General features: G+C 65.5%; 30 protein-coding genes. 14 read left to right on the top strand and 16 right to left on the bottom strand.

Translation table 11 applies throughout. The annotated features are described in order from the left end of the window. Window positions 1-10 precede the first annotated feature (10 nt). The 5 genes from B4L36_RS04725 to B4L36_RS04705 are packed head-to-tail and all read right to left on the bottom strand — an operon-like array spanning window position 11 to window position 2,087. Window positions 11-727: a flagellar hook-basal body complex protein gene (locus tag B4L36_RS04725; protein WP_292953129.1), complete on the bottom strand. Its 717-nt coding sequence runs from the start codon at window positions 725-727 to the stop codon at window positions 11-13. 3 nt (window positions 728-730) lie between these two features. Continuing rightward, window positions 731-997 (bottom strand): flagellar biosynthetic protein FliQ, encoded by a 267-nt coding sequence (locus B4L36_RS04720; RefSeq protein WP_292953126.1) that lies wholly within the window; start codon window positions 995-997, stop codon window positions 731-733. A 3-nt stretch (window positions 998-1,000) separates the two neighbouring features. Then, window positions 1,001-1,285: a flagellar hook-basal body complex protein FliE gene (locus B4L36_RS04715; protein ID WP_292953123.1), complete on the bottom strand. Its 285-nt coding sequence runs from the start codon at window positions 1,283-1,285 to the stop codon at window positions 1,001-1,003. 11 nt (window positions 1,286-1,296) lie between these two features. Then, entirely contained in the window at window positions 1,297-1,689 is a 393-nt protein-coding gene (flgC, locus tag B4L36_RS04710) for a flagellar basal body rod protein FlgC (RefSeq protein ID WP_292953120.1), read from the bottom strand. Window positions 1,690-1,700: 11 nt separating this feature from the next. Next, window positions 1,701-2,087 (bottom strand): FlgB family protein, encoded by a 387-nt coding sequence (locus tag B4L36_RS04705; RefSeq protein WP_292953117.1) that lies wholly within the window; start codon window positions 2,085-2,087, stop codon window positions 1,701-1,703. A 98-nt stretch (window positions 2,088-2,185) separates the two neighbouring features. Between B4L36_RS04705 and B4L36_RS04700 the strand changes: the two genes are divergently transcribed. Continuing rightward, window positions 2,186-3,523, top strand: coding sequence for a FliI/YscN family ATPase (locus tag B4L36_RS04700; RefSeq protein WP_292953114.1), 1,338 nt, complete (start codon window positions 2,186-2,188; stop codon window positions 3,521-3,523). 113 nt (window positions 3,524-3,636) lie between these two features. Further along, window positions 3,637-4,368 (top strand): Crp/Fnr family transcriptional regulator, encoded by a 732-nt coding sequence (locus tag B4L36_RS04695; protein WP_292953111.1) that lies wholly within the window; start codon window positions 3,637-3,639, stop codon window positions 4,366-4,368. Window positions 4,369-4,372: 4 nt separating this feature from the next. Here the strand turns inward: B4L36_RS04695 and B4L36_RS04690 are convergent, their stop codons facing one another. Further along, window positions 4,373-5,227, bottom strand: a complete 855-nt coding sequence (locus tag B4L36_RS04690; protein ID WP_292953108.1) for an extensin family protein — start codon at window positions 5,225-5,227, stop codon at window positions 4,373-4,375. Next, entirely contained in the window at window positions 5,224-6,588 is a 1,365-nt protein-coding gene (locus B4L36_RS04685; RefSeq protein WP_292953105.1) for a L,D-transpeptidase family protein, read from the bottom strand. The genes B4L36_RS04690 and B4L36_RS04685 overlap by 4 nt, the downstream gene beginning before the upstream one ends. A 380-nt stretch (window positions 6,589-6,968) precedes the next feature. On the opposite strand from B4L36_RS04685, the gene B4L36_RS04680 reads away from it, so the two are divergent. Continuing rightward, entirely contained in the window at window positions 6,969-8,282 is a 1,314-nt protein-coding gene (locus B4L36_RS04680; RefSeq protein WP_292953102.1) for a TRAP transporter large permease, read from the top strand. On the opposite strand, the gene B4L36_RS04675 is transcribed toward B4L36_RS04680, so the two are convergent. Further along, entirely contained in the window at window positions 8,279-8,968 is a 690-nt protein-coding gene (locus B4L36_RS04675; RefSeq protein ID WP_292953099.1) for a GntR family transcriptional regulator, read from the bottom strand. The genes B4L36_RS04680 and B4L36_RS04675 overlap by 4 nt on opposite strands. Before the next feature lie 291 nt (window positions 8,969-9,259). Here B4L36_RS04675 and B4L36_RS04670 point away from each other — a divergent pair, with 291 nt between their 5' ends. From B4L36_RS04670 to B4L36_RS04650, 5 genes are all read left to right on the top strand, one after another. Then, entirely contained in the window at window positions 9,260-10,468 is a 1,209-nt protein-coding gene (locus B4L36_RS04670) for an MFS transporter (RefSeq protein WP_292953096.1), read from the top strand. Next, window positions 10,468-12,177 (top strand): glycosyl transferase family 90, encoded by a 1,710-nt coding sequence (locus B4L36_RS04665; RefSeq protein ID WP_292953093.1) that lies wholly within the window; start codon window positions 10,468-10,470, stop codon window positions 12,175-12,177. Before B4L36_RS04670 ends, B4L36_RS04665 begins: the two co-directional genes overlap by 1 nt. Window positions 12,178-12,200: 23 nt before the next feature. Further along, the gene (locus B4L36_RS04660) at window positions 12,201-12,680 is read left to right on the top strand and encodes an ureidoglycolate lyase (protein ID WP_292953090.1); all 480 of its coding nucleotides are present in this window, start codon (window positions 12,201-12,203) and stop codon (window positions 12,678-12,680) included. Further along, window positions 12,677-13,315: a ribonuclease HII gene (locus B4L36_RS04655; protein ID WP_292953087.1), complete on the top strand. Its 639-nt coding sequence runs from the start codon at window positions 12,677-12,679 to the stop codon at window positions 13,313-13,315. Before B4L36_RS04660 ends, B4L36_RS04655 begins: the two co-directional genes overlap by 4 nt. A gap of 88 nt (window positions 13,316-13,403) precedes the next feature. Next, on the top strand, window positions 13,404-14,534 hold the full coding sequence (locus B4L36_RS04650) for a site-specific DNA-methyltransferase (protein ID WP_292953084.1): 1,131 nt from the start codon (window positions 13,404-13,406) through the stop codon (window positions 14,532-14,534). Window positions 14,535-14,623: 89 nt separating this feature from the next. Here B4L36_RS04650 and B4L36_RS04645 read toward each other — a convergent pair whose 3' ends face one another. From B4L36_RS04645 to B4L36_RS04635, 3 genes are all read right to left on the bottom strand, one after another. Beyond that, on the bottom strand, window positions 14,624-15,343 hold the full coding sequence (locus B4L36_RS04645) for a Crp/Fnr family transcriptional regulator (protein ID WP_292953081.1): 720 nt from the start codon (window positions 15,341-15,343) through the stop codon (window positions 14,624-14,626). 303 nt (window positions 15,344-15,646) lie between these two features. Then, on the bottom strand, window positions 15,647-16,786 hold the full coding sequence (locus B4L36_RS04640; protein ID WP_292953079.1) for an alkane 1-monooxygenase: 1,140 nt from the start codon (window positions 16,784-16,786) through the stop codon (window positions 15,647-15,649). 9 nt (window positions 16,787-16,795) lie between these two features. Beyond that, complete coding sequence (locus B4L36_RS04635) at window positions 16,796-17,806, bottom strand: A/G-specific adenine glycosylase (RefSeq protein ID WP_292953076.1); 1,011 nt, start codon at window positions 17,804-17,806, stop codon at window positions 16,796-16,798. A gap of 100 nt (window positions 17,807-17,906) precedes the next feature. Between B4L36_RS04635 and B4L36_RS04630 the strand changes: the two genes are divergently transcribed. From B4L36_RS04630 to mscL, 3 genes are all read left to right on the top strand, one after another. After that, window positions 17,907-18,455 (top strand): DUF721 domain-containing protein, encoded by a 549-nt coding sequence (locus B4L36_RS04630; protein WP_292953073.1) that lies wholly within the window; start codon window positions 17,907-17,909, stop codon window positions 18,453-18,455. After that, window positions 18,452-19,078 carry a DsbA family protein gene (locus B4L36_RS04625; RefSeq protein WP_292953070.1) on the top strand — a complete coding sequence of 209 codons (627 nt, stop codon included), beginning with the start codon at window positions 18,452-18,454 and terminating at the stop codon, window positions 19,076-19,078. Before B4L36_RS04630 ends, B4L36_RS04625 begins: the two co-directional genes overlap by 4 nt. 167 nt (window positions 19,079-19,245) lie before the next feature. After that, window positions 19,246-19,692: a large conductance mechanosensitive channel protein MscL gene (gene mscL, locus B4L36_RS04620; RefSeq protein WP_292953067.1), complete on the top strand. Its 447-nt coding sequence runs from the start codon at window positions 19,246-19,248 to the stop codon at window positions 19,690-19,692. Between the two features lie 43 nt (window positions 19,693-19,735). On the opposite strand, the gene ald is transcribed toward mscL, so the two are convergent. Next, complete coding sequence (ald, locus tag B4L36_RS04615) at window positions 19,736-20,854, bottom strand: alanine dehydrogenase (RefSeq protein WP_292953064.1); 1,119 nt, start codon at window positions 20,852-20,854, stop codon at window positions 19,736-19,738. Window positions 20,855-20,986: 132 nt separating this feature from the next. Between ald and B4L36_RS04610 the strand changes: the two genes are divergently transcribed. Then, window positions 20,987-21,448, top strand: coding sequence for an Lrp/AsnC family transcriptional regulator (locus B4L36_RS04610; RefSeq protein WP_292953061.1), 462 nt, complete (start codon window positions 20,987-20,989; stop codon window positions 21,446-21,448). Here B4L36_RS04610 and B4L36_RS04605 read toward each other — a convergent pair. Together B4L36_RS04605 and rpsU are read right to left on the bottom strand one after the other, a co-directional pair. Further along, window positions 21,401-22,138 (bottom strand): hypothetical protein, encoded by a 738-nt coding sequence (locus tag B4L36_RS04605; RefSeq protein ID WP_292953058.1) that lies wholly within the window; start codon window positions 22,136-22,138, stop codon window positions 21,401-21,403. The genes B4L36_RS04610 and B4L36_RS04605 overlap by 48 nt on opposite strands. Before the next feature lie 163 nt (window positions 22,139-22,301). After that, window positions 22,302-22,508, bottom strand: coding sequence for a 30S ribosomal protein S21 (rpsU, locus tag B4L36_RS04600; RefSeq protein WP_292953055.1), 207 nt, complete (start codon window positions 22,506-22,508; stop codon window positions 22,302-22,304). 96 nt (window positions 22,509-22,604) lie between these two features. Between rpsU and B4L36_RS04595 the strand changes: the two genes are divergently transcribed. Together B4L36_RS04595 and B4L36_RS04590 are read left to right on the top strand one after the other, a co-directional pair. After that, window positions 22,605-23,258 carry a COQ9 family protein gene (locus tag B4L36_RS04595; protein ID WP_292953052.1) on the top strand — a complete coding sequence of 218 codons (654 nt, stop codon included), beginning with the start codon at window positions 22,605-22,607 and terminating at the stop codon, window positions 23,256-23,258. 18 nt (window positions 23,259-23,276) lie between these two features. Further along, window positions 23,277-24,269 carry an NAD(P)H-quinone oxidoreductase gene (locus B4L36_RS04590; protein WP_292953049.1) on the top strand — a complete coding sequence of 331 codons (993 nt, stop codon included), beginning with the start codon at window positions 23,277-23,279 and terminating at the stop codon, window positions 24,267-24,269. On the opposite strand, the gene B4L36_RS04585 is transcribed toward B4L36_RS04590, so the two are convergent. Together B4L36_RS04585 and B4L36_RS04580 are read right to left on the bottom strand one after the other, a co-directional pair. Next, on the bottom strand, window positions 24,266-24,562 hold the full coding sequence (locus B4L36_RS04585) for an HNH endonuclease (protein ID WP_414692136.1): 297 nt from the start codon (window positions 24,560-24,562) through the stop codon (window positions 24,266-24,268). The genes B4L36_RS04590 and B4L36_RS04585 overlap by 4 nt on opposite strands. Further along, window positions 24,558-26,444, bottom strand: coding sequence for an acyl-CoA synthetase (locus B4L36_RS04580; protein WP_292953043.1), 1,887 nt, complete (start codon window positions 26,442-26,444; stop codon window positions 24,558-24,560). Before B4L36_RS04580 ends, B4L36_RS04585 begins: the two co-directional genes overlap by 5 nt. Window positions 26,445-26,619: the final 175 nt, after the last annotated feature.

Raw genomic sequence — 26,619 nt, 5'->3', positions numbered from 1 at the left:
CTGTTTCCTCTCAGCGTGTCATGGCAGAGATCGCGTTACGGATCCGCTGGTCCTCGCGATCCAGAAAGGACTGGCCCAGCTCGTAGGCGCGCTGGACTTCGATCATGCGGGAAATCTCGAACACCGGATCGACGTTGGATTCCTCGAGAAACCCTTGCTGGATGCGCGGTGCCTCGACAGGCTCGGCATCGCCATCCAGTGCAAAGAGGGTTCCGCCCTGACGGGTCAGGTCGGAACCTTCCGGCGCATCGAACACGCCGATCCGGGCAAAGGGCGCACCATTCGCGGACATCGTGCCATCGGCGCCGACGGCGACCTTTCCCGCACCGGCGGGCAGGATGATCGGCGCCTGGCCCTCGTCCAGCAGCCGGTTGCCGTCGGCCGTCATCAATTCGCCTTCAGCCGATGGCAGGAAGGCGCCGGCGCGGGTCAGGCGCGGCCCGTCGGGGGTTTCGACCATGAAAAAGCCATCGCCCTCGATGGCGAGATCCAGGTTGCCATTCGTTTGCGTCAGCACGCCCTGCTTCAGGTCCAGCATCCGGCCGCGCGCATCCGCCATCGAAAGCGTATCGCCATTGCGGTCCAGCGCAGACAGATTCTCGGCGAAGATCACCCCTTCGCGGCGATATCCGGTCGTGTTCGCATTGGCGATGTTGTTCGCGACCACGCGCATTTCCTTCATCAGGCCCGATTGCCGGGTCAAAGAGGCGTAGATGGCATTTTCCATGGATCAGCCTCCGGCGATCAGGGGGATGATCTGGCCGAGATAGAAATCGGACAGCGCGGTGGTCATGAAGCTCATCGTGACCCAGAAGACGATCAGCATCAGCCCGACCTTGGGCACGAAGGTCAGCGTCAGTTCCTGCACCGAGGTCAGGGCCTGGAACAGGCCGATGACGACGCCCGCGACCAGCGCGACACCCAGCATCGGGGCAGAAATCCGCACCGCGATCAGCAGCGCCTGGCGCATCATGTCGAAAAGCAGAGTTTCGCCCATGGCTCAGACCGGCATCCGCAGGATTTCCTGATAGGCCTCGACGACCTTGTCGCGAATGGCGACGACCGTTTCCATCGCCAGTTCGGACTCGGCGATGGTCTGGACAAGCTGCTGGGTCTCGACCGAGCCGGTCATGGCGCCGGTCGAGGCGGCGTCGACCTGCGACATCTGGAGGGCGAAATCCTCGGCCGCCTGAGAGATTTTCTCGATCGCCGGTGACGATTGTCCAGGCGCCACGGCGCTGCGGGCGGCGGAATAGGCATTGGCGGCGTTCAGGCTGTTGATCATGGAATATCCTTTCAGCGGCGAAGAAGTTCAAGCAACGAAGAGCCCATCTGTCGGCTCTGTTCGAACATCTTCAGATTGGCCTCGTAGCTGCGGCCGGCTTCGCGGGAATCGGCGATCTCGATGACCAGATCGACGTTCGATCCGAGGTAATAACCGTCCTGGTCCGCAAGCGGGTTTGACGGGTCGTAGATCTGCGGCAGTTCGGACTGGTCCAACAGCGTTCGCGAGGTCTGAACCTCTCCGGTCGGGCGGCCGAAACGGACGGCCTCTTCGAAGGCGACCAGCTTTCGGCGATAGCCGGGCGTATCGGTATTGGCGATGTTTTCCGCGGTGCGGCGCAGGCGTTCGCTTTGCGCGCGCATTCCCGAGGCCGAAAGCTGCAGGGGCGAGACGGGGTCGGACATGGGTTTTTCCTTCAGCGGCGGCCGATGCTGGTGCGCATCAGGTTCAGGGCGGAACGGTAGATTCCCAGCGACAGATCGTGATCGCGCTTCAGTTCGGCCGCTTTCACCATCTCGTCCTCCAGCGAGACCGAATTGCCGTTGGGTGAGGTTCCGCTTGTCTTGGAGAAGGCGCGCATCGCGGCCGGCGACCACTCGGGCGTGGCCATATGGCGCGGATCCGTCGTGCGCATCGTGGCGAAGCCTGTGCGCCGATATCCTTCCTCGAAGGGCTCCAGATCCTGGGCCTTGTATCCCGGGGTGTCGGCATTCGCGACATTGCGTGCCACAAGTGTCTGCCGCTGGGCGGCATTCTGACCCATGGCGCGGGCCATTCGCATCATCTCGATGTTATCAAACATGAGGCTTCTCCTCATTCGGCGATAACCCGGTCTTAACCCCAATTGGTTTAGAAACCGTTTCACAGGCAGGAATTGCCGCTGACGGAGAAAGCCGCGAAATGGATAAGATTGAATCGATCGTCGCCCGAATCCGGAATCTGCGTCCGGCGCAGTATTATGGGCAGGTGCAGCAGATGCGCGCCGGGCTGATTTCCGTCGAGGGATTGAACGGCCATGCCTCGGTCGGAGACAGGGTATTGATTTCGCTTCAGAAAGGTTGTGTCGCCGGAGAGATCGTCGGTCTTGCACCGGATGTTTGCGACGTGCTGCCCGAAGGCAATGCCGACGGCCTTTCGGTCGGGGCCGAGGTCGAGCTGCTGTTCGCGCCGACCATCGCGCCCTGCGATTCGTGGATCGGGCGAATCATCGACCCTCTGGGTCGGCCGCTGGACAACAGGCCGCTGCCCAAGGGGCTTCAGCCGCGGCCGTTCCGCTGCGAGGCGCCGCCCGCGGTCGGCCGCAAGCGGCTGGGTGCGCGCCTGGCGACCGGGCTGGCGGTCTTCGACACGCTGCTGCCCTTGGTCGCCGGCCAGCGGATCGGGCTTTTCGCGGGGTCGGGCGTGGGCAAGTCCACCCTGCTTTCGAATCTTGCACGTGGGGTAGAAGCCGATGTCGTGGTGATCGCCATGATCGGCGAACGGGGACGGGAACTGCGCGAATTTGTTGAAAAAACACTTGGCACCGAAGGGATGAAGCGGGCCGTGATCGTGACGGCGACTTCGGATCGCTCGCCACTGATTCGCAGGCGCTGTGCCTGGGCCGCGATGGCGGTTGCCGAACATTTTCGCGACCAGGGCCGCCATGTCCTGCTTCTGGCCGATTCGATCACCCGTTTTGCCGAGGCCCATCGCGAGATCGCCCTGGCTGCGGGCGAGCCGCCAAGCTATCGCGGCTTTCCACCCTCGGTGTCGAACCTGATCATGGCTTTGGCCGAACGCGCCGGCCCCGGCCTCGACGGCAGCGGCGATATCACCGGCATTTTCAGCGTCTTGGTCGCCGGGTCCGATATGGAAGAACCGGTGGCCGACATCCTGCGCGGAACGCTGGATGGTCACGTGGTGCTGGACCGCGCAATCGCCGAGCGCGGAAGATTCCCGGCAGTGGATGTGGTCCGGTCGGTATCGCGGTCCTTGCCCGACGCAGCCACGCCCGAGGAAAACGCGATGATCGCCAAGGCGCGCGGGGCGATGGGCGCTTATGCGGAATCAGAACTGATGATTCGCGCGGGCCTCTATGCGCCGGGGTCGGATCCGCGACTGGATGAGGCGGTCAGGCTTTATCCGCAACTCGATGATTTCGTGGCCTTGTCGGGAAACAGCATCGCGCAGAGCTTCGAGCGCCTGTCCGAGGCTCTGCGCCTGCCACAGGCCGCCCGTCCGGCAAGACGGGCGGGATGAAGGAACAGGAAGTCTCGGCAATTACTTAATGAATGTTACACTAAGCCCCCCGACCATTGCGCCGGTCGGGCTGATTTGCAACTGTCCGGCAGTTGCGCGAAAGGAAGGGGCGGATGGCGATTACCGAGTATTTTATCCGCTATCTTCAACGGCGTGACAGTCTTTCCGAGGCCGACCTTCAGCGACTTCGCGCCTTGAAGACCGAGCAGGCCAGCTATGGTCCGGGCGACGTGATCGTGCCTTTCGACCGGACCGAGAGCCGCAGTTGCATGATGCTGCGCGGCCTGTCCGCCCGATCACACAAGCTGGTCGGCCGGCCCGACGATCGGGTGATCACGGCCTTGCATGTGCCCGGCGATTTCGTTGATCTTCACGGGTTCGTTCTGGCTGGGCTGGAACATGCCGTGATCGCTGTCGGTTCGGCCGAGGTCGAATTCATAGGTCACGATCAACTTACTGAAATAACAGAGAATTTTCCGCATCTGACACGGCTCTTATGGATGGCGACGCTGATCGACGCGGCTGTGCACCGGCAATGGCTGGTCGCGGCGGCCTCGCTGCGATCCAGCGCGCATCTGGCACATCTCTTGTGCGAGATCTACACGCGCCTGAATGTGGTCGGCGCGGCGGCGAACGGGCAATTTTCCCTGCCGCTGCTGCAACGCGAACTTGCAGACATCCTTGGCTATTCCCCGATCCATGTGAACCGGGCGGTCCGCGATCTGAGAGATCGGGGGCTGTTGCGCTGGTCCGGCGCCGACGTGACCATTCTGGATTGGCGCGGACTGGCGACACTGGCGCGTTTCGATGCGACCTATCTGGATCTGGAACGGCGCAACCGCTGAGCCTTTACTGACACAGGCGCCAGTCTCCGCGTCGCGCGGCAATGTCGAAATGCAGGTGTTCGGCATGGGCCTTGTTCACGCCCGGACCCAGGACAGTGGTGAAGAACAGGCAGGCCGCACCCCGAACCGTTCGCTGAAACGCCTCCGCCTGGTCGCCGCTGTCCCGTCGGGGCTGAACCGGCAGCGTCCCGGCCCCTTCGAACAGGAAAGCCGAGATGTCGATGGCATTTCCAAGCGCGTGTTCGGACAGTTTCGGGCGGGCCTGACCCGTGCCGACACGGGCGCGACAGGCATAGGTGCTGCCAAGCCGCAGCCCCGTCAGGCGGGGTGCGCCGGGCAGGGTCGCTGCCGCCGGCCGCGCGAAATCCCGCGCCCATAGACCAAGTGCCCGCGCGGTGTCGCATCGCATCTCCGCGCCGCCCTCGAGTATCAGGTCCGGCAGGATGCGCTGAACCCGGATCGGCCGGGCGATGCCGCAATCGGGATTGTCCGGATTCGTCACGGCGGGCCGGTTTTCGTAAACCGTGCCCAGCATCGCCAGAGCCAGTCGGCAGGCGGCGAAATCCTCGTCGCTTTCACGCGCCGCGTACCATGCGGGCGGTGCTGGCGGACCGAAGGCCTCGGCCGGCGGGGCCGCCGCTTCTTCGGTTTCGGGAACGCCGGCCTGCTCCGGCTTGGGGGGCGACGCCGTGGTTTCCTCGGATGCCTTGGCTTCCTCGGCGGGTCGTTCCGGCGGGCGGATGCCTGTCAGCGCGGACTGCGCCCTGACGGGGCCGGCGCCCGGTGGCCGTTCCTGCGCCACGGCCGGCCCGGCCAGCAGCAAGACCAGCAGGGTCAGAACCGGGGTCGGCCCCCTCAATTCTCGCCTTCCAGCGGCGGCACGACGAAGGCGTCCGGCAAGGCGCCCGACAGGGCATGGCTCAGCGGATCACCGCGCTGAGGCGCCAGCGACGCCGCCGCGTCGGCGGTTTCCTCGCTGGTGTTTTCATAGACCTTCGGGGGCGCGGGTGTGGCCCCGCCACCGGTTTCGGGCAGGGAAAGGGGTGCTGCGGGTTTCGTCGTGACCGTCGCCGGCGCGGGCAGGGTGTCGGACACGGTGTTTGTCTGCGTCACGGCTTCGGCGGCCGCGGCGCTGGCCGTTTCCAGCATCGCGTCCCTGGTTGCGGCCGGCTGCGCCCCTTCGCCCGTGACATCCGCGATCGTCACGCCCGCATCGAGGAACTCGACCGTGGTCACGCCGGGTATGACCAGCCTTGCCAGTTCCTGTGCGTCCCAGTTCGTCAGCCGCACGCAGCCGCGCGACTGGTTCCTGAACAATTGCGAAGGGGTCGGCGTGCCGTGGATGCCGTAGGTCGGCTTGGACAGATCGATCCAGACCGATCCCACCGGCCCGTTCGGGCCCGGCGGTATGATCAGCGCCTTGTCGTTGTTGCCCTGCTTGAAATTCTTCGACGGGTTGTAGGTATAGTTCGGATTTATCGCGACCGACGTGACACGGTGCTTGCCCGAGGGCGAGGGTGTCGCGTCCGAGCCGATGGTCGCCGGATAATCGACGATCATCCTGCCCGCTTCGTCATAGGCGGCCACGCGTCGCGTCGCCTTGTCGATGAAGATGCGGGCCACCTTCTTGCTCATGTTGGCAGCCGGGTTGGCGACCTTGATCGTCGATCCAGGCACCATCGGAACGCCCGGATTGAGGAAGGAGATGAACTTTTCGTCCATGTGGAAACGTTCGCCCAGCTTTTCGGCAATGCTGGTATAGCCCTGCGTGGACATCTTGGCCTTTTCGGCGAAATCGGACGGGATGTCGTCGACCAGCCCTTCGGCGTCCTCTTGGGTGATGGTGTAGGTCTGCGTCAACGGAATTTCGGAATAGGATTGCAGCAGGTTCCAGACATGCGGATCCATCAGCCCGTCCTCGGGCAGGCCGACGCGGCGTTCGAAGGCGCGGATGGCGCTTTCGCTCATCGCGCCCTTGTAGCCGTCGATGACGCCCGGCGACGTGCCCGAGCGATCCAGCAGAAGCTGCACCTTGGCTGTCAGCGCCGAACGGCCGCGCGGAAGATCGCCGCCATCATAGGCCGCAAGCTCCATCTGCTCTGCGGTGAAGGGCACATCGCGATCCTGCGTCGCGGCGCTGGTCTGGGCTGCCGCAGGGATCGCCGAGGCCGCAAGAAGCGACAGTCCGAAAAATGTCGAAAGGGCAAGGCGGCGCGGCATCAGGGTCTCCGGTGATCGTGTTTCGCCAGCATCGTGTGTTTCTCGGCAAAACTCCATAGACTGCGGGGGTCACGTTTCGTTCAAAATGCCGCCCCCGGGCGCGGCGCCTGTGAAACGGCCCTTCCCGCTCTGGTCAAGCGGGAAGAATTCAGCGAGGTTTCGCATGAAGGACGGACCGGGAAAGGGGGCCGGATGAGGATCTCCAGTTGCGGCAACCCGCAAGATCCGGCGCGACCGCCGCGATGAGGTCGACCAGGCCCCTCGCGCCGGACGTTCCGATGGCCGCGCCCCGAAGACGATGCCCGCTTTCGCGGAATCCGGCGACATTGCGCGAGACCGCGACGATCGACGATCGCTGCGGCAAAGGAACGGTCTAGGCCATGGCTGCAAGCCTTGGGCCGATCCTGCTGTTGCTTGCGCTGGTGCTGCTTTGGTTGCGGGTGCCGCTGGCCTTGGCGTTGTTGGCGATATCGGTGCCGGGGCTTTTGCTGATGCCGGCGGGCGGGGCGTTGCCCAGTGCGATTGCGTCGCTGTTTTCCTCGCTTGACGGCCTGCTCCATTCGCCCGGGCTGCTCCTGGTGCCGCTGGTCGTCCTGCTTGGCAATCTTGCGCTCTATGCCGGAATCAGCACGCGAATCTACGATGCCTCCGCCGTCTGGCTGAGATCGCTGCCGGGTGGCCCGGCGCTGGCCGCCGTGCTGGGTTGCGGCGGTTTCGCGGCCATTTCCGGATCGTCGACCGCCTGCGCCTCGACCATGGGCCGGATTTGCGTGCCCGAGATGCTGCGCCTGGGTTATGACCCGAAACTGGCCGCCGCATCGGTGGCAGCGGGCGGCACGCTGGGCTCGCTGATCCCGCCGTCGATCCTGTTCGTCCTGTTCGGCATCCTGACCGACAGGCCCATCGCGCCGCTGTTCATGGCGGGCATCCTGCCCGGCCTGCTGTCGCTGGCGGGCATGATCGCGGTCGTCGCATGGTGGGTGCGAAGCGATCCGGGCGCCGCGCCCGATGTCCCGCGCACGACCGCGACGCCGCTGGACGCCACCTTCGCCGCATGGCCCGCGATCCTGATCTTTGCCGTGATCGTCTTCGGCATCTTCAGCCGGGCGCTGACGGTGGCGCAGGCCGTCGCGATCTCGGTCGCGCTGACGCTTGCCATCGGTGTCGCGCAGACTCGGCTGACCTGGGGCGCTGTATGGCGCGCCTGCCGGGAAAGCCTGATCGAAAGCGTATCGATCCTGCTGGTCCTGGCGGGTGCCTGGCTGTTTGCCGATTTCGCCACGCAAAGCGGCATGGCCGAGGCCTTTTCGATGTCGGTCGCGCAGCTTGATCCCTCGTATCTGATGCTGATGCTGGCGATTGCTCTGATCTATCTGATCATGGGGATGTTTCTGGATCCGCTGGCCATCCTGGTCCTGACGCTGCCCTTCCTGGCCCGGCTGGTCGCGGATTACGACCTGAATCCGGTCTGGCTGGGCGTGGTCATCGTCAAGCTGCTGGAAATCGGGCTGATCACGCCGCCGGTCGGGCTGAACGTCTATATCATCGCCGGAGTGACACGCGACATGGGTATCGACCGCATTTTCGCCGGGATCGGGCGGTTCCTGGCCGTGGACCTTCTGGTCCTGACGATCCTGATCCTGTTTCCCGCGGTCTCGCTGCTGATCCCGACGGCGATGGGCGCCGTGCCCTAATCCTCGGAAACCAGCCGGTGCTGCGGCGGGTAGAACTGCCGCGAGAACGAGACCGGGGTCGCGTTGCGCCAGTTCGTCCGCTCGATCGCGAGGATCGGCGTTCCCGGCTCGATCCACAGATTGTGGGCACAGTCGCCGCTGGCGCCCTCGGCCAGGATCGTCACCCTGCCGCGCGTCAGGGGCACGTGCCGGGCCAGCCATTCGGGTGCCGACTGGCCCTCGAGATCGGCGCGCGTCAGGGGGGGCAGGGCGCGGGGGTTCAGCCAGATCGCCTCGCAGCAATGCGGCGCGCCATCGGCCAGATATTGCGCCTTGACCAGCAGCAGATTCTGGCTTGCCTCGACCTGCAGTGCGCGCAACGCCGCCTCCGAGGGGATCGGCCCCCGCTCGAACGCGGTCAGGACATAGCGATAAACCGCGCCGGCTGCCTCGATCTCGCTGCGGATGACCGGCATTTCCAGCGTCGTGCGCTGATGCGGCGTGGCCGTGACACGGGTCCCGACCTTGCGGCGGCGTTCGACCACGCCGCTTTCGGCCAGTTCGCGCAACGCGCGGTTCACCGTCGCGCGGGCGCAGCCCAATTGATGCGCAAGCTGGTGTTCCGTCGGGATCAGCGTGCCCGGCGCCCATTCGCCCGACCGGATCCGCTCCAGCACCTCGGCACGGACGGATTGCCAGGTGTTCATCCGTTTGGGCGCCCTGGCCGAGCCGCCGGGACGCAATGAACGGACGAAGGTCGGTGGAAGTTTTGTCATCTGAAACCTGAAACCGGCGAAAAGCACATGCCAATAGTGTCAATCCGCGCGGCCCGGAAGGAAACCTGTCGATATCGGCATAGTTGACGCAGCTGGAGCTTGGCTGTTCCAGCTTGTTTTCCAACACGAATCCCCCGCGTCCAGGTTGTGCCGGCCGGGGATTTCCAAGCCGCTCCGCGAATGATATTTCATCATCTGCAAGCGATCGGAGGACAGCGCGCCATGAGCGTCGGTGACAACCTGCCTGCGACCGGCCGCCCGCTGGCCGGCCCGGCCCGGACGACGTGGCCGATCCTGATGGCGATCAGCCTGTCTCACATGATCAACGACGTGATGCAGTCGATGCTGGCCGCGATCTATCCGCTGCTGCGGGTCGAATTCTCGCTGAGCTACGCGCAGATCGGGATCATGACCTTTGCCTTCCAAGTCACGGCCTCGCTGCTGCAGCCGCTGATCGGTATCGTGACCGACCGTCATCCGCAGCCAAGATCGCTGTCGCTGGGAATGGCCTCGACCTTCTGCGGCGTGCTGCTGCTGGCTTTTGCAAGCAGCTACGGGATGCTGCTGGCGGGCGCGATGATGATCGGCATCGGATCGGCCGTGTTCCATCCCGAAAGCTCGCGGGTGGCGCGGCTGGCTTCGGGCGGGCGGTTCGGGACCGCGCAATCGCTGTTCCAGCTTGGCGGCAATTCCGGACAATCGCTGGGGCCGTTGCTGGCGGCCTTCATCGTCGTGCCGCTGGGCCGACCGGCGGTGGCATGGTTTGCGGTCGCCGCGGCGCTTGGCATCGCGCTGTTGTGGCGTGTCGGCGACTGGGCCGAGGGGCGGCGCCGGGCCACGGCGGCACAGGTCGACCGCGCGCTGCGGCTGCCGCGCGATATGGTCTTCCGTTCGATCGCGGTTCTGGCCATTCTTGTCTTCACCAAGAATATCTACACCGCCGCCATGACCAGCTATTTCACCTTCTTCACCATCGAGAAGTTCGGCCTGTCCACGCAGGCGGCACAGATCATGCTGTTCCTGTTCCTCGGCGGCATGGCGGCAGGGGTCATGCTGGGCGGCGTCGTCGGGGACCGCGTGGGACCGTTGCGCGTGATCTGGTTCTCGATCCTCGGCGTTCTGCCCTTCACGCTGCTTTTGCCGCATGTCGGACTGGTGCCGACAGGTATTCTGGCAGTGCTGATCGGGCTGATCCTGGCCTCGGCATTTCCGGCCATCGTGGTCTATGCGCAGGAACTGGTGCCCGGCCGCACAGGCATGATCGCGGGGCTGTTCTTCGGCTTTTCCTTCGGCATGGGCGGCATCGCGGCCGCCGGGCTGGGGGTGCTGGCCGACGCGAGGGGGATCGAGACGGTGTTCCTGCTCTGCTCGTTCCTGCCGATCCTGGGCTGCCTGACGATCCTGCTGCCGCGCCGGCTGACCGGGGGCTGATGGCGGCCCCGATCTTCTTCCATATCAGTCCGGAATGGTGCGGTGACGCGCGGCTGGTGCGCCTGTTCCGCCGCAACGGCCACTGCGCCGCGATGGGCGAGAACGGCGACCTTGCCGCCCGGATCCTGCTGGCCGAGGCCGAGGGTCGGGTGCCGTTCTCGGGTCGCGACGACATCCGCCTGTTCGCGGGTCTGTGGCGCAACGACCCCTTCTGGCAGCCGCCGCTGGAGGCGTGGCGCCGCTTTGCCTTTCTGGCCCGCACCGTGCCGCAGGCGCATTTCATCCTGACCACGCGCGCGCTGGATGGCTGGCTGCTGGACCGCCTGACCCGCGACAGGGGCGCGGTCGCGCGGTGCCACGCCTATCACCGCGGCATCCCCGAAGCCGACCTGCCGGATTTGTGGAGGGCCGAATGGAACGCCCATCTCGCAGCCGTTCAGGACTTTTTCGGCGATGATCCGCGGCTGATCCGCGTGGATCTGGACCGCGAAAGCCCTCACGACCTGATCGACCGGCTGCGTCCCCTGATTTCCATGCCGCACAAGCCGGTTCCGCTGCATTGGATCGCCCCACCCAGGGCCATGCGCGATGACGATCTGCTGGCGGCGCTGGACCGGGTGCGGGCGCCGGCGGCCATCGATCCCGATTACGTTCGCGACGTGGCCGGGTTCTGTCTGCGCGGTCGGGCGCCGGGCAAGGGCGCGGTTGCGGGATTGTCGGGCTATGCCTGCCTCTGGGACGGCGGCGCCAGGGTGCTGGATCCGGCGGGCGCGCCGCGCCGGATCCGGGTCGCGGGATCCGTCGCAGTTTCGCAGCCTGGCCGCCATTTCAAGCTGCTCAGGGCCGAGGCGGTCATCAACGATGCCCTGCGACTGGGCCGCAGAAGCCCCCTGAGCATCGACATGGAGGATTCGCGCTGGCTCGGTTCGGATGACGGTGCCGCGCCGGGACGGCCGGTTCTGGGTCATTGCCGCCGCGAGGGCGCGCGCAACATGGTTCTGTGGCCTTTGCCGGGCCAGCACGATGTCGGCCTGCCGGGCTTTGATCCTGCCGCGCCGGCCGACCCCATCGCGTTCGAGGACAAGGAGGACCGGCTGGTCTGGCGCGGCATGATCTCGGGCAGCGAGATGCGCGATACGGTGCGGCCCGGCCCGGCCTCGCATGTGTTTCTGCGGCAACTGGCGGCGGCACAAGACGATGCCGATGCCCGGCAAGAGGCATTCGGGGGGCTGTGCCGCACCAGCCGCATGGCCTTTGTCCGGCGCTTCTGGGACCATCCGGATTTCGATCTGGGCGTCGTCATGGCCTGGGGCTATCGCGAATTCGCCGCGGATCCGCTGATCGCGCCCTATTGCGTGCCGCGCCGGAAGCCGGGCTTCTTCCGCCAGTTCCGCTATCAGCTTTGCCTGACCGGCTATGACCACGGCTCTAACTTCATTCCGATGATCGACAGCCGATCGGTGCTGCTGAAGGAAGAAGATGGCTGGGAAGTATTCTATTCCGGCCGCTTCAAACCGTGGAAACACTATATCCCCGTGGCACGGTATTGTGCGGATATCGAGGAAAAGCTGGCCTGGGCACGTGACAATCCCAGGGAATGCAAGGCGATGTCCGCCGCCGCCCGGACCGAATGCGCACGCCTGCGCGACCTGCCGACGCGCCGGGCAATCATGGCCGCGATCCTCGACGGGCTGGGCGAGGCGCGCTAGAGATGATCGCGCAAGGAGGCGCCATGACCACGATCCGAATCCGCCCCATCTCGGCCGATGCCTTCGCGCCTTTCGGTGATCTGCTGACGCCCCGCGACAGGCCCGACAGGATGATCAACGAAGGCCGCTGCGAACGGCATCATGCGCTGGCGACGGTGCAGCGCGGCGGCGGCGAGGCCATCGTGTCGATCTTCCGCAGTCAGCCGGTCAGCCTGCCCCATGATTGCACGCTGCTGGAACGGCATCCGCTGGGATCGCAGGCATTCATGCCGCTGGGGCCGGATCCCTGGCTGTCGGTCGTGGCGCCCGATCGAGACGGGCGGCCGGGCGATGTGCTGGCCTTTCTAGTGCCGTCGGGGATGGGGGTGAACCTGCGGGCGGGTGTCTGGCATGGTGTGCTGACGCCGCTGGACCGCGCCGCCGATTTCCTGGTCGTCGATCGCGAGGGCGAGGGCGTCAATCTTGAAGAAGTCCGCATCGCGCCGGTCAGCATTACCGCATGACCGGCCTGCCCGATTTCAGCCATGAACAGGCCGCCATGTCGCGCGGCGCCAGGCTGGTGGCCGGCGTCGACGAGGTCGGTCGCGGGCCTCTGGCCGGTCCGGTGACGGCGGCCGCGGTGGTGGTGCGGGATCCGGTGAACATCCCCGAGGGGCTGAACGATTCCAAGAAGGTCGGGCGCAAGCAGCGCGAAGTGCTGGCCGATTGGATCATGGCCCATTGCGACTGGTCCGTCGCCCATGTCGAGGTCGCGGATATCGAGCGGCTGAACATCTATCACGCAGCCCATCTTGCCATGGTCCGCGCCGTGGCCGGGTTGCGGTGCAGGCCCTGCCGGGTGCTGGTCGACGGCAACCGGGTGCCCGCCGCGCTGGACCGGCCTGCCGAGGCTATCGTGGGCGGCGACGCGCGGTCGCTGTCGATTGCGGCGGCCTCGATCCTGGCCAAGGTGTTGCGCGACCGCATCATGGTGGATTTGGCGCAACAGCATCCCGGCTATGGCTGGGAGGTGAACGCAGGCTATCCCACGCCCGCACACAAGCGTGCCCTTCTAGATTTGGGTCTGACCCCACATCATAGGCGCTCGTTTCGGCCGGTCCACAATATCTTGTGTAAACCCCGTTCTTCAAGCCCTTGATTCAAAAAAGAAATTGACGGCGAATCGCCTGTGACTCATCCTGTCCACAGATCAGACCGGCCAAAGCCGGCATCCCCGAGAGGCAGAGATGACGAAGACCAAGGAAAGCTGCGCCGCGGCGGCGCGACCGCTTCCGCTGAACCGGATTCTGGCGGGCGATTGCATCGAGATCATGAATTCGCTGCCCGAAGGCAGCATCGACCTGATTTTTGCCGACCCGCCCTATAACCTGCAATTGCGCGGCGACCTGCATCGGCCGGACAATTCCAAGGTCGATGCGGTGGATGATGACTGGGACCAGTTCGCCGGTTTCGCGGCCTATGACAGCTTTACCCGCGACTGGCTGGCCGCTGCGCGGCGCCTGTTGAAGCCTGATGGCGCGATCTGGGTCATCGGATCCTATCACAACATCTTCCGCGTCGGCGCCGAACTGCAGAACCAGGGTTTCTGGATCATGAACGACGTGATCTGGCGCAAGTCCAACCCGATGCCGAACTTTCGCGGCAAGCGGCTGACCAATGCGCATGAAACGATGATCTGGGCCTCGAAATCCGAAAGCTCGAAATACACTTTCAACTACGAGGCGCTGAAATCGTTGAACGAGGGTATCCAGATGCGCAGCGACTGGGTGATTCCGATCTGCAATGGCGGCGAGCGGCTGAAGGACGGAAAGGGCGACAAGGCCCATCCCACCCAGAAGCCCGAGGCCTTGCTGCATCGCGTGCTGATAGGCACCACCAGTCCCGGCGATGTCGTGCTGGATCCGTTCTTCGGGACCGGCACCACCGGCGCGGTGGCAAAGATGCTGGGCCGCGACTTCATCGGCATCGAACGCGAGGCTGCCTATCGCGAGGTCGCAGAAAAGCGGCTGGCGCGCATCCGCCGCTTCGACGCCGATGCGCTGGCAACGACGCGGGCCAAACGGGCCGAGCCGCGCGTGCCCTTTGGCCAGGTGATCGAACGCGGGATGCTGCGTCCGGGCGAGGAACTGTTTTCGCTGGGCAGCCGGCACAAGGCCAAGGTCCGCGCCGATGGCAGCCTGATCGGCAACGATGTCAAGGGCTCGATCCATCAGGTCGGCGCCGCGCTGGAGGGCGCTCCGTCCTGTAATGGCTGGACCTACTGGCATTTCAAGCGCGAGGGCAAGATGATCCCGATCGACCTCTTGCGCCAGCAGATCCGCGCCGAACTGGCCGGAGAAGTCGCCCGCCCGAATTGATCCCGAATACGGTTCGCCGTCGTTCCGCCGCCTGCCGCGCGGCGGGACCGCCTTGCCCCGCCATGTCCGCATGGCGGGGCCTTTTCGTCCTATGCGCCGTCTTCGCGCGGTACGGTGGTCTGCGGCAATGCCGTTAAATCCGATCCGGGGCGCGGACCCTGCAACCGGGCCCGGTCGAGGACGCGAATCGTGCCCCGGGTTATCTCCACGATGCCCGCGCCGCGCAGATGCGCCAGTGTCTGGTTCACCGTCTGGCGCGAACATCCCGCCAGCAGTGCCAGGTTGTTCTGGCTGATCAGCGCCTCGGGCCGGTCGGGCGCGGTCAGGCTTAGCAGATGGATGCGAATCCGGTCCTCGGCGGCGTAGAACATCGCGACCGATTGCTGAGCATTGTCGCGGGTCAGGCGGTCATGGAAGATGCCGGCAAAGTTTCGAAGCAGCGTTTCGGCGGGCAGGCAGGCCATGATCTTTTCCGCGCTGAAGGCGGCCAGCATCGTGTCGGGCCAGGTCGTGCAGGTCGCGGCGCAAACCCGGCCCGAGAAAATCTCGACCTCGCCCATGACTTCGCCCGGATTGGCGATATGAGCCAGAACGCGGTTGCCGTTGACGTCGATCACGCTGACCTCGACCCGCCCCTGCAGGATCAGGTAGCAATGGTCCGTCGGCTCGTCCTGACGCAGAATCTCGTGGGGTTTCGGATGATGGTGCAGGCTGCATGTCGCCAGAAAATCCTGGAATGCCGCACCATCCAGCCCCTTCAGCAGATCGGGACGGCGTTCATGCAGCATCTCGGCGGCGCGACGCGCCAAGATGGCAGAGCCGCCCGGCGGATGCCGCAACCTGATCGCAGAAATGTCTCGGGATGCCACGCCATGCTCCGCTGGGTTGTAAACCAGGCTACACAGCGTACCATAACATGAAAAATCCGGCGCAAAAGGCCGGGTCGGCCACGCCGATGGGCGTAGCGGATCGAAGGTGCTGAAAAAAGACGAACCGAGACCTGCGAACCTGCACCTTCGATCTGCCACCAAAGGAATACAGCGGAAATCCGCCGAAAGTGTCGGCTTGCCGACACTCGCGTTCTTTTTGGATCGAAAACGTGACGGCAGAGGCTATGGCGCGTTGCGCGGCATCGGCAGCGTGCCCCGGTCATAGGCGGTCCAGTCCTCGATATCGGGATAGAATTGCCGCCGCCACCTGCGCACGCGCGGGTTCATCTTCCGCCGCCACCAACAGGGCGCCATGGCCAGGAAATTCATCGCCGGATAACCCATCGGAAGCTGCGGCGCCTCGTCGGGCCCATAGGTCTGCAACAGCGGAAACCGGCGGTCGGGCCTGTAGTGATGGTCCGAATGACGCTGCAGATTGATCATCAGCCAGTTCGTGACCCTGTGGCTGGCATTCCAGCTGTGCCGCGGCCGGATATGTTCATAACGCCCTGCACCCAGATGACGGCGGGTCAGGCCATAATGTTCGACGTAATTCGTCAGCTCAAGCTGCCAGACGGCGATGAAGGCCTGGAAGACGAACAGCAAGAGGCCCACCCCGCCGCCCAGAATCAGCGCCAGCGCGACCATCCCCAGTTGCAGCGCTGCATAGCGCCAGAACGGGTTGCGCCGGTCCCGGGGCTTGCGGCGGGCGCGGGCCAGCAGCCGCGCCTCGGCCCGCCATGCGCTGCGCGGGCTTTCCAGCAGCACCCGCAGGAAAAAGCCGTAGAAACCCTCGTCATAGCGGGCCGAGACGGCATCGCGCGGTGTCGCCACCCAGGAATGGTGAACCAGAAGATGTTCGCTGCGGAAATGCGAATACAGCACGCTGGCCAGCAGCAGATCGCCCATCCAGCGTTCCAGGGCGGTCTTCTGATGCAGCAATTCATGGGCATAGACGATGCCGATCGTGCCCGACAGAACGCCGATCCCGAAGAACAGGCCCAGCTTTTCCAGCCCGGACAGGTGGCCGCTGTTCTGGACATACCAGATGGCGCCGAAAATGGCCGCGAATTGCAGCGGGAACCAGATGATCGTGATCGCGCGGTGCCAGAACAGCCGCTCGGCGCCTGCCCGCGGATCGGGATTGCCTTCGTTCAGTCCCAGAACGCTGTCCATGACCGAGGTCATGAACCAGGCGGCAAGCGGCAGCAGCAGCCACCACGCCCCTCCCATTCTGGCCGCAAGCGCGACCAGCGGCAGCATCAGCAGCGACATCCAGAACGGTGCCGCGGCGGGCAGCGGCGAGACGGGCTTCGGGGTCATGGCAAAAGCCTACGCCGCGATTTCCGCCCGCGCCAGATCCCAGACCTTGCGCATCAGGCCGGGCAGGGCCTTTCGGTCGATGTGACGCAACGGCACCAGCCGGCCGCGTTCCGGCCGGCCCGACAATTCGCCCAGCATGACACGCATCGTCAGGCTGAAATGAGTGAAGACGTGTCGCACCTCGCCGATCTCGGTCCAGTCGGCGGGACCGGGGGGCGGCAGGTCGCGCCCGTCCCATCCGGCCGAGGGAAAGGCCAGCGTGCCGCCCAGCAGACCGCTTGCAGGGCGTTCCTCCAGCAGCAGCGCATCGCCCTTGCGGGCGATCCAGACGATGCCGCTGCGCGCGGGTCTGGCAGCCTTCGGGGACTTGCGTGGCAGGTCGGATGCGATTCCGGCCGCGTATGCGTCGCAATCGCGAATCAGCGGGCAGATGCCGCAGGCCGGGCTGCGCGGGGTGCAGATCGTGGCGCCCAGATCCATCATCGCCTGGGCGAAATCGCCGGGCCTTTCGCGCGGCGTCAGGGTTTCTGCCAGGGTCGTCAGTTCGGGCTTGGCGGCGGGCAGCGGGGACGGCACCGCGAAAAGACGCGACACGACGCGCTCGACATTGCCATCGACGACCGTTTCCGGCTGCTCGAAGGCGATGGCGGCGATCGCGGCGGACGTATAGGCGCCGATCCCCGGCAGCGCGCGCAAGCCGTCGCGCGTATCGGGAAATCCGCCTCTTGCGGCCACGATGCGGGCGCAGGCCAAGAGGTTGCGGGCGCGGGCGTAATAGCCGAGGCCGGCCCATTCCGCCATGACCCGCGCATCCTCGGCGGCGGCCAGGTCCTCGACGGTGGGCCACAGCGCGGTGAAGCGTAGGAAATAATCCTTCACCGCCGCAACGGTGGTCTGCTGCAGCATCACCTCGGACAGCCAGACCCGGTATGGATCGGCCCGCCCGTGCCCAGGCCGGACCCGCCACGGCAGAATCCGGGCGTGACGGTCATACCAGTCCAGCAGGTCCGTCGCTATCATCCTGCCGTCACGCAATTATCAGGCTCCGTTTCAGCGACCACGCTTTCATCGCCGGTGTCCTCTGGCTAAGAATAAAGGGGTGATACCAGAACGGGCACAGATGGCACAGGCGAATGACAACAGCAGGAAGGGGTCCCGTCGTCGCAGGCGCGGCTTCGAGGCCGCATCATCGCTGCTGGCCGAGCGGGTGCAGAAGGCGGCCGAGGGGCGTGGCTTCGCGGTTTCCCGGCTGCTGACCCACTGGCCCGAGATTGCCGGCGACAAGCTGGCCGGCCTGACCCGGCCGGTTCGCATCAGCCACGGCCGCGGCAGTTTCGGCGCGACGCTGACGCTGCTGACGACCGGTCCCGTCGCACCGATGGTCGAGATGCAGCTGCCCCAGCTTCGCGACCGGGTGAATGCCTGCTATGGCTATAACGCGATCCAGAAGATCGTGCTGACCCAGACCGCCGCGACGGGTTTCGCCGAAGGCCAGGCCCGGTTTGCGCCGGCGCCGCAGGTTCCCGCGCAGCCCGATCCCGAAAGCCGCGCCGCCGCAAGTCGCGTGGCCGGGCAATTCGACGATCCCGTTCTGGCCGAGGCGATGGCGCGGCTTGCGCTGAACGTCGCGGCCCGCAGAAAACGGTCAACCCGAAAGGACAATCCATGATGATCCGCTCTATCGCGGCAGCGCTTGCGCTGTTTCTGGCCGCGCCCGCCATCGCCCAGGACGCCGCCCCGGCCGAACAGGGCCAGGTCGAGATCCTGCCCGACATCACGATGGGCGCCGAGGACGCGCCGCTGACCATCTTCGAATATGCCAGCTTTACCTGCGGACATTGCGCCGCCTTCCATGACGAAAGCTGGCCCAAGCTGAAGGCCGATTACATCGATACCGGCAAGGTCCGGTTCATCCAGCGCGACGTCTATTTCGATCAGGTGGGACTCTGGGCCGGAATTCTGGCCCGCTGTGGCGGCGACGACAAGTTTTACGCCGTCTCGGACCTGCTGCTGGGCGAACAGAAGAAATGGCTGTCGGGCAATTCGGGCGACGAGATCGCGACCAATCTGCGCAAGATCGGCCTGAAGGCCGGCATGACCGATGATCAGATCACCGCCTGCTGGGACGACGGCGCCAAGGCCGAGCAACTGATCGCGACCTTCCAGAAGAACGCCACCGACGACAAGGTGGATGCCACGCCGACCTTCATCATCGGCGGCGAGAAGGTTCCCAACCAGCCCTGGAACGATCTGAAGGCGAAGATCGACGAAAAGCTGGCCGCTGCCGAATGACCTTGCCTGCGGGTCGCCGCAGGCCGTGCGACCCGCCTGCAACCCGGCCCGGGCGATGCGTGGGCCGATTCCGCCGGTCGGAACATGACATTTGATTTTTCCGACGGCCGAAACGATGCTGCACCCCGACAAGCAACCGCAATGCGGCACAGGGGGACGATCGGATCATGTTTCAGGAATTCAAGTCTTTCATCGCGCGTGGCAACGTCATCGACCTTGCCGTCGGGATCATCATCGGCGCGGCCTTCACCGCGATCGTCAGTTCGATGGTCGACGACCTTCTGAACCCCATCCTGGGTCTGGTGACCGGAGGCATCGACTTTACCAACAAATATGTGGTGCTGTCGGGCGATGTCCCGGCCGGCGCCAGCCTGCAGGCGGCGCGCGATTCCGGGGCGGCGGTCTTCGCCTATGGTTCGTTCCTCATGGCGGTGATCAACTTTCTCATCATCGCCTGGGTCGTGTTCCTGCTGGTCAAGGGTGTGAACCGGATGCAGGAAGCCGCCGCCCGCAACAGGGAGATCCCGGAAGAAACGGCGCCCTCGGCCCCGACCCAGGAAGAATTGCTGGCCCAGATCCGCGATCTGCTGGCCGACCGCGCCAACCCGGTCTGATCCATGTGACCGCCAGGGTCTGGCCTCTGCCCGCCCGGCGCACTCAGCCCGCCAGCAGCGTGTCGGGGCTGACCGAGGCCAGGCCCAGGGCCTCGCCCACCGGCGGCGAGGTCAGCTGCCCGTCATGCACGGCCAGGCCTGCGCGCAGATGCGGATCGTCGGTCACCGCCCGCCGCCAGCCCTTGTCGGCCAGCGCCAGCAGGAAGGGCAGCGTGGCGTTCCCAAGCGCCTGGGTCGAGCTTCGCGCGACCGCGCCGGGCATGTTCGCCACGCAATAATGCATGATCCCGTCCACCTCATAGATCGGATCCTCGTGGGTGGTGGGTTTCGAGGTTTCGAAACAGCCGCCCTGGTCGATCGCCACATCGACCAGAACCGCGCCGGGCAGCATCATGGCCAATTGTTCGCGCCGCACGAGTTTCGGCGCGGCGGCGCCGGGGACCAGCACGGCCCCGATGACCATGTCCGACGCCGCGACCAGTTCCTCGGTCAGCGCGCCGCTGGCATGGCCGGTGCGGAACAATCCGCCGAAGACATCATCGAGATAGCGCAACCGCGGCAGGGATCGGTCCAGCACCGTCACCGACGCCCCCATCCCCGCCGCGACACGCGCCGCGTGGGTGCCGACGACACCGCCGCCGATCACGGTGACGCGGGCGGGCAGGACACCCGGCACGCCCCCCATCAGCACGCCCCGCCCGCCATTGGCCTTTTGCAGCGTCCACGCCCCCACCTGCGGTGCTAGCCGGCCCGCGACCTCGGACATGGGTGCCAGCAGCGGCAGTCCGCCCGCGCGATCGGTCACGGTTTCATACGCGATCGCGGTGACACCGGATTCCAGCAGGTCGCGTGTCTGGTCCGGATCGGGCGCCAGATGCAGATAGGTGAACAGCACCTGACCCCTGCGCAGCATCGCGCGTTCGCTTGCCTGAGGCTCCTTGACCTTGACGATCAGATCCGCCTCGCCATAGAGGCTGGCCGCGTCGGGCAGGATCCGGGCACCCACGGCGGAATAATCGTCATCGGCAAAGCCCGCGCCAAGTCCCGCGCCCTTCTGGATCGCGACCTCATGGCCACGTGCGACCGCCTCGGCGGCGGCGGCGGGGGTCAGACCCACGCGAAATTCCTGCGGCTTGATCTCTGCCGGGCAACCGATCTTCATGATGTTCTCCTCTCGCTGCGTGCCAGTGTGCCAGCGGCGGGCGCGAAGGTGCTGCGAACCTGTCCGCGCGCCATCGCCGGCGATCGAAGAAAACGCTGGAATGGCGGCGAATCTTCGAAGAAATTGCCCAGCATGGAACAGTTGGACGCAACAGACCGCCGGATTCTCGCCTTGCTGCAGAAAGAGGGGCGAATCAGTAATGCCGATCTGGCGTTGCGGGTGAATCTATCAGCCTCGGCCTGCCACCGGCGCGTGCAGCGGCTGGAGGCGGCGGGAGTCATCTCGGCCTATGTCGCGCTTCTGGACGCGCGCAAGCTGCGCCGTCAGACCACGGTTTTCGTCGAAATCACGCTGTCGGGGCAGACCGACGACGTGCTGGACGGATTTGAACGCGGCGTGCGCGCGATTCCGGATGTGCTGGAATGTCATCTGATGGCGGGAACGGCGGATTACCTGTTGAAGATCGTGGTCGAGGATACCGACGATTTCGCCCGCATCCACCGGCAATTCCTTGCCAAGCTGCCCGGCGTCCAGCAGATGCATTCGTCATTCGCGCTGCGCACCGTCTTTCGCACCACCGCGTTGCCGGTCTGAGGCCCGCGCGGGCAGGCCGAATGTGCCCAGGGCATAGGCCAGCATGGCCGACATGAAGACCATCTCGCCGCCATCCTCGATGATTCCCAGGATTCCGGCGATCAGCGTATTGCCTTCGACCAGCGAATGCACGAAGTCGACGCCCATTCCGCAAGCGACCACCCCCGCGAAAAGCAGGATCAGGGGCGCGATCTGCAACCGCTGCCGCGCCGTGCTGCGAATCAGGGCAAGGCTTGCCGGCAGCATCAGGATGGCGCCGGCGGCGATGAAGAAGGCGACCTCGATCACTCCCGTGTCGATCGTCTTCGACGGCAGCCGGGACAGGACCGCAAGGGCGACATTCTCGTGCAATTGCAGGCTGTCATCGGCCAGCGCGAAAAGCCAAAGCGCGGCCAGTGCAAGAAAGACCGGCGCGCGGCTGCGCAGATAGGCTGCGACCATGATCGCAACCAGCGCGGCCCATTTCGCATAGCCGAAGGTTTCGCCCAGACCGAAATCACGGTCGATCCGCAGCAGATCGGGAATCGCGTCCAGCGCGTTCACCATCAGCAGATATCCAAGAGCAGAATGCAGCAGGACAAGGCCAAGATCGACCGACAGAAGCGCCATCAGCGTGGGCCGGTGAATGCCATCGCGCATCTGCCGCAGAAGCGAGCCCGGCTGCCAATCGCGGCGGTTCAGGACGGACATGCCAAGTTCCGGAACAGACAGATGTGAGACAAGGAAACCAACCAGATCCGTAACAAAAGTGTTGCAAACACCAACGGCATTGTCGCGCCGCGCAAGAGGTCGCGAGGAAGAAAAGAAACCCCCGCCGGGGCGGGGGTTCGTGATGTCGCGTGTCGCGGCTGTCTTACAGCGCGCCTTCGCGCTGTGCCTTTTTACGGGCCAGCTTGCGGGCGCGGCGGACGGCCTCGGCCCGTTCACGGGCTTTCTTGACCGACGGCTTCTCGAAATGCTGCCGAAGCTTCATCTCGCGGAAGACACCTTCGCGCTGAAGTTTCTTCTTCAGCGCACGAAGCGCCTGTTCGACATTGTTGTCGCGAACATTGACCTGCATGTGGTTGTCACCACCTTCCTAGGTTAGAGTTGCAAGATTGCAGGAAACGCCCCCTTATCAACTGCCGGGGCGCTTGTCCACAGAAAGGAGCCCGCGATGCAGACCGAACGCGATGCGCTGCTCGAGGCCGCGCTGAGCCACGTTCCCTTCGAGGGGATGAATGACCGCGCCCTGGTCGCGGGCGCGCGCGACATCGGCATGACCGAGGCCATGGCGCGGGTGCATTTTCCCCAGGGCGGCGCGGGCCTTGCCGCTGCCTATCACCGCCGCGCCGATCAGCAATTGCGCGACTGGCTGGCCCGGACCCCGCCCGAGGGCCGCTTTCGCGACCGGGTGGCCGAGGCCGTCTGGCACCGGCTGTCGCTGGTTCAGCCGGATCTGGTGCGCGCGGGCGCGGCGGTGCTGGCCCTGCCGCAGAATGCCGGGCTGGCCGCGCGGCTGGTCTGGGAGACGGCGGACATGATCTGGACCGGGCTCGGCGACACATCGGACGATGTGAACTGGTATTCCAAGCGCGCCACCCTGTCGGCGGTGATCAGCGCCTCGGCCCTGTTCTGGCTGGGCGACGCCTCCGACGATGGCGCCGAGACCCGCGCCTTCATCGACCGCCGCATCGACGGCGTGATGCGGATCGAAGGCGCCAAGGCGAGGCTGAAGAAGCTGCCCGGCGCGCAGGCGGTGACCGACCTGGCCTTCGGCTGGATCCGTGCGCCTCGGCCCCGCGACCTGCCGGGCCGCACTCGGCCGTGACATGACAACAAAGGACCAATGATGTTTCCCGATGCGATGAACGCGGTAAAGATCGCCGCCGCCGGCGATGCCGACCAGTTGAAGACGACCCGCCGACCGGTTCCGGTGCCGCGCCACGACCAGATCCTGATCCGCATCGCCTATGCCGGGGTGAACCGCCCCGATGTCTTGCAGCGGCAGGGCAGCTATGCGCCGCCGCCGGACGCATCCGATCTGCCGGGCCTTGAATGCTCGGGCGAGATCGTGGGCATGGGCGCCGGCGTCACCCGCTGGAAGAAAGGCGAAAAGGTCTGCGCCCTGCTGCCCGGCGGCGGCTATGCGGAATATGCGCTGTGCCACGCCGATCATGCCCTGCGCATCCCCCACGGCCTGTCCCTGCGCGAGGCCGCCTGCCTGCCCGAAACCGCCTTCACCGTCTGGTCGAACGTGGTCCAGCGCGGCGGTCTGCGCGGAGGCGAGCGGTTTCTGGTCCATGGCGGCACGTCGGGCATCGGCATGATGGCGATCCAGATCGCGCGGGCTCTGGGCGCGCGTGTCTTTGCCACCGCCGGCAGCGATGAGAAATGCGCCGCCATCGAGGCGCTCGGCGCCACCGCCATCAATTACCGGACCGAGGATTTCGTGAAGCGGCTGTCGCCCGACGGCGGCGTTGATCTGATCCTCGACATGGTGGGCGGCAGCTATATCCCGCGCAATGTGACGACGCTGGCGCAGGACGGGCGGCTGGTGATGATCGCCTTTCTGGAAGGCCCCAAGGTCGAGCTGAACTTTGCGCAGGTCATGGTCAAGCGGCTGACGATGACCGGATCGACCCTGCGTCCGCAATCCGACACCGCCAAGGCCGAGATCGCCGACCAGGTCCGCAAGAAGCTGTGGCCGATGATCGCCAGCGGCGCGGTCGCCGTCACCATCGACAGCGAATTCGACCTGGCTGACGCCGCCCAGGCGCACAGGCGCATGGAAAGCAGCGACCATATCGGCAAGATCGTCCTGAACGTCGCGGGCGACTAGCGCACCTTGCCCTTCCAGCCGGGGGGGCGTTTCGCCACCCAGGCAAAGAACCGCGCCAGATCGGGATGGGCGCGCAGGGCATCCACGCTGTCATAGCGCCGCGCGAGGTCGGTTTCGCTCAGGGTCTTGTGAATGGTCGAATGGCAGACCTGATGCAGCAGCACGGTCGGGCCGCCCTTGCCGCCGCGCAGCTTGGGGATCAGGTGATGGCGGCTTTGCGGCACATCCGGCGGGATCGGCCTGCCGCAAAGCGGGCAGAGGGGCGTCCCGGTATCTGCGGGCCGCGTCTCAATCGGCCCATTCCCAGGGCCGGGTGAATTCGCCCAGCTTGTGGGCCACCACATCCTCGTCTGGGCGTGCCGCGCGGGACAGCCGCGCCACCAGACCGCGCTTCTTGTCGTCGATCACCTCGATGACATGACAGCCGGTGCCGTCCAGCGCCGCGTCATAAACCCGCGTGATCGCCAGCTTGCGCAATTCCGGCTTGAAGATCTTGCCGACCGCCGTCTTGGGCAGTTCCGGCAGGATTTCGACGTATTTCGGTGCCGCGGCGCGTTCGTGGATGTTCCGGCGCGCGTGATCCATCAGGTCATCGACCGATGTCTGGGCATCGGCGACCAGTTCGACATAGACGCAAGGCAGTTCGCCGGCGAAGGCGTCGGGCTGGCCGATGGCGCCGGCAAAGGCCACGGCGGGATGGGACAGCAGCGCGTCCTCGATCTCGGCCGGGTCGATATTGTGGCCGCCACGAATGATCAGATCCTTCGCCCTGCCGGTGATCCACAGATAACCGTCGCTGTCCAGCCGCCCCAGATCGCCAGTGCGCAGATACCGATCCTCGGCGAAAAGGTCATGGTTCTTGTCGGCTTCGGTATAGGTCGATCCGGGCAGGACGCCGGGATTGGCCACGCAGATCTCGCCCACCTCGTCGGTGGCGCATTCATGCACGCGCCCCGCGTCGTCGTGGTTCAGGATGCGGACATGGGTATAGGGCAGGGGTATCCCGACCGAGCCGACCTTCTTCATGCCGTCCACCGGGTTGCAACTGACCAGGCAGGTCGCCTCGGTCAGGCCGTAGCCTTCGGAAATCTCGACCCCGGTGGCGGATTTGAAGCGGTTATACAGTTCCATCGGCAGCGGGGCCGAGCCCGAGATGGCGGTCTTCAGGCTGCTGACATCGGCATCCACCGGACGCTGCATCAGCGCCGAGATGGCGGTCGGAACGGTGATCAGGAACGTTGCCTGCCAGCGTTCGATCAGCTTCCAGAAATTGTCGAACACGCCTTCGCCGCGATAGCCGGCGGGGGTGGGCATGACCACATGCGCCCCCGATGCGATGCAGGACATCAGCACGGGATAGGCGGCGAAGACGTGAAACATCGGCAGCGGGCACATCAGCACGTCGGTTTCGTCAAACAGCAGCGCGCCGCCCAGCCAGCCGTTGTAGATCATGCCGCGATAACTGTGCTGGGCGACCTTCGGCGTGCCGGTGGTGCCGCCGGTATGGAAATAGGCGGCGATGCGATCCTTCGGAATATCCTCGAAATCCAGCCTGGTGTGCCTTTCGGCGCTGGCCGCGGCTTCGAAGTCCAGAACCCTGGCCTTGTGGCGTTTCCGGACCCGTGGCCGAAGCAGCGGAACCAGGAATCGTTTCGGGCCGCGCAGGTGGCGCCTGAGGTCGATCTCGATGATATGGGTGACGCCCGGCGCCTCGGCCACGGCTTCGGCGGCCTTCTGCGCCACATCGGTTCTGGGAAAGGATTTCAGCGTCACCAGAACCCTGGCGCGGGTCTCGCGCAGGATCCCCGCGATCTGTTTGGCGTCCAGCAACGGGTTGATCGGGTTCACGATCCCGGCCGTGGCCCCGGCCAGCAGCACGACCGGCGTCTCGATCGAATTGGGCAGAAGATAGGCGACCGTATCGGTCGGCCCGATGCCCAGCTTGCGAAAGAGATTGGCGGTCTCGGTCACGCGCTCCAGCAGATCCTGCCATGTCAGCGTCGTCGCGGGATCGCGCGGACCGGCAAGAAGCTGAAAGCTGATCGCCGGCCGGTCGGGATGCGCCTTGGCTGTGCGCGAGAGGAAATCATGGATCGTGACGGGCAGATCGCGGGCCTCGTAGGCCATTTCCGCCTCCAGCCTGTCGCGATCCTCGTAGGTACCGAATCGGCCCATGCTTCACCTCTCCCTTCCGGCGCATCACCTTGCGCCGCCCTCGGGTGACAGGATGCGACAAGGGCGCCGGGCGGGGCAAGGGTCGCAAGCGGCCGGTTGCGCCGAAACGCCGCGTCACGGCCGCGTCGAATGCGCGGGATCCCGCGCCGGGCGCGCCGCGCTGGTGGCAAAAGAT

The sequence above is a fragment of the Paracoccus sp. UBA889 genome (assembly GCA_002294185.1).
GTDB lineage: Bacteria > Pseudomonadota > Alphaproteobacteria > Rhodobacterales > Rhodobacteraceae > Paracoccus.
This window is presented reverse-complemented; position numbering and strand designations above follow the sequence as displayed.